This window comes from Nostoc sp. (assembly GCF_054880495.1).
This window is the reverse complement of the sequence record NZ_JBTYKD010000142.1, coordinates 1-2,269: the sequence shown is the minus strand read 5'-3', so window position 1 is coordinate 2,269 and position 2,269 is coordinate 1. Positions and strand designations below refer to the sequence as shown.

General features: G+C 45.2%; 2 protein-coding genes, 1 pseudogene and 1 riboswitch. Of the genes and pseudogenes, 1 reads left to right on the top strand and 2 read right to left on the bottom strand.

Annotation, left to right across the window (positions count from 1 at the left end):
- Together cobG and ACYTXL_RS14840 are read right to left on the bottom strand one after the other, a co-directional pair.
- A partial coding sequence (gene cobG, locus ACYTXL_RS14845; protein WP_461925403.1) for a precorrin-3B synthase occupies positions 1-1,568 on the bottom strand: 1,568 nt, incomplete at its 3' end.
- A riboswitch (adenosylcobalamin-variant (AdoCbl-variant) riboswitch) is annotated at positions 1,535-1,624 on the bottom strand. (Overlaps the previous gene by 34 nt.)
- A gap of 143 nt (positions 1,625-1,767) precedes the next feature.
- On the bottom strand, positions 1,768-1,932 hold the full coding sequence (locus ACYTXL_RS14840; protein ID WP_461925402.1) for a hypothetical protein: 165 nt from the start codon (positions 1,930-1,932) through the stop codon (positions 1,768-1,770).
- Between the two features lie 242 nt (positions 1,933-2,174).
- On the opposite strand from ACYTXL_RS14840, the pseudogene ACYTXL_RS14835 reads away from it, so the two are divergent.
- Positions 2,175-2,269 (top strand): annotated as a pseudogene (locus ACYTXL_RS14835) (RNA-guided endonuclease InsQ/TnpB family protein); the annotation flags it as partial.

Here is a 2,269-nt window from a genome sequence, read left to right as displayed (position 1 = left end):
GAACGATTTTGGATTGAATTGTGATTAAATAATTGATCTAATTGGGCGATCGCATACCGATTAGCAAATTCCCCAAAGGACTCATTGGGATTTAAACGTTGAATTTTATACACCTGTAGTATCCGCTCTATTAATGTAGGAAGTTCGGCAAAAGTCACATATTTATATATTTCACGTCCGAATTTCTGCTTGTTGTCACCTACAAAAACGTGATAGCCCTCCACAGTTCCATTCTCAGCCTCAATGCTGACACCGAGCAGAGTAATATCACTCTTGCTGTGCTGGGCGCAAGATTTTTCGCAGCCGGTGAAGTGGATATTAACTGGGTAATCCAGAGTAATGCGAGTTTCAAGATACTTTGCTAATGCCAACGCATCATCCTTGGTATCCGTGGCAGAAGAGGTGCAACCCTTTTTGCCAGAACAGGCAACTAATGCACTCTTGATGTTGGTTGCAGAGGAATCCAATCCTAAGAAAGTAATCTCTCGCTGGACATCAGCAACCCATTGCTGAGGGATATCTGTGAGCAGCAAATTTTGCCAGGGGGTTAGCCTAAGAGTTCCGCTACCGTATTTTGCTGCTAAATCTGCTAAACCCCGTATCTGCTTACTTTCTAATCGCCCAAGGGGTAAGACGACACCAATGTAAAATAAGCCTTGCTGACGTTGGGGATAAATGCCAATATGCTGATACTTCCCCTCTGACTGCTCCCCCTTACCTTGCAGGTAAGAGGTTAGGTCTTTTTTTGTTTCACTGCATAAAAGAGAAAAAGGTAGACGCTGCTGAACTTCCTGGAGATAATTTTCACAACCCAAAGTATTTAATAACTCTCTTAGACGTACCTGACGCTGACTCGTAGTATTAGTATGAGCTAGATAGACATTCGCCAAAGCTGCCAAGACGGTCAAACATTTCTCTGGTAGTAACAAAATTCCCATATCACTAGGCGGTTGACCCTTTGCGCCTACACTGAGATAGAGGCGAAAATAAACATTACCGTCAACTAAGACAGCAGCAAAGGTGATATCATTCAAGCGATCGCACACCTGAATTATCCCACCACCATCAAAGCAAACGCTAAATTTTGCTGACAGTCCCGAAAGCGCCGGATGTGCAGCAATATAATCATCCCAACCTTGCACAAAAGGGCAAGTGTCGATTAATTCCTGGGTGTCGATACCAGCAGTTGGGCTGGTCATAATATTGCGGATGTGGTCTATAACAGGATTGGCAGAACCCAATTTCATATCCTGTAAATGCTTCAGAGCCTCAGCATTAATCGCCGTGCGGATTTCACGGATTTGTAGGTTAGCTCGATTAGTCACATCCATATAGCCGCCACCGTACTGTTCTGCTATATCTGCGATCGCACGGCACTGCTGGCTACTAATAATCCCACCTGGTATTCTAATCCGAGATAATATACCATCGGCGGCGGGTGTAGCATAAAACAAGCCAGGACAAGTAGCAAATCCAGAAAACAAACTTGGAACTCCTTCCCCGTGCAGCGCAGGGAGTAGACGGTGAGTGTGTCCTGAGAGTTGGCATTCTGACTTGGGTGATCCCATTACAGCTGCGGCACAGTCCCGGAATTTCACCGGAGTTTCCCAACTACAAGCTTTAGTAATTTAGCACGAGAAGGCAGTCAGAAAATTTAATGCTTTGCGGAAGTCCCCATCTTCTCTGCGAGACGCTACGCGAACAAGGTATTCCTAAGATGGGGATTGTGAGCAGAGGATGAACGCGAACAGCGTCACGAAGTAAGGATTACATCCAGAATTTGTTTTTACTTTGTAAAAACAAATTCTGGATGGATGACCAATCCCCAGGATTTTCTGGTAAGGTAGTTACTATCTTGACCACCAATGCCATAAGCGAAAACCAAGCTGCATAGGTAAGTGTCGTAAGAGAACCCTTCTCTTCTCTTCTCATTCGAGAGGCTGCGCCAACGAGAGGCTGCGCCAACGAGAGGCTTCTCTTTCAGAGACGCTAACGCGAACGCCAACGACTTCGCTCAGGGTAAAAGATTTGGGTCTTGGGAAGCAGGACTCCTGCCCTTGGAGGGAATGTAAGACCAAAAAAATTACGGAGTTTTTGAGGCTATTCCCGATGAATTGGGAGAGCTACGACTTCAGCCGTAGGCAAGTCTAAGTAGTTCACTGCTTCATATTTTGAAATCAATTCGGCATTATTCGGGATGGACTTATCCAGACTGTGCAGGTTTTAAGGTAGAGTCAGACGGAGAGAATGGGTATCTGGGTTTGTCTAA

Excerpts from the sequence above, each read along its gene's own strand:
- ACYTXL_RS14840 (WP_461925402.1), bottom strand. The coding sequence starts at position 1,932 with ATGAGAAGAGAAGAGAAGGGTTCTCTTACGACACTTACCTATGCAGCT.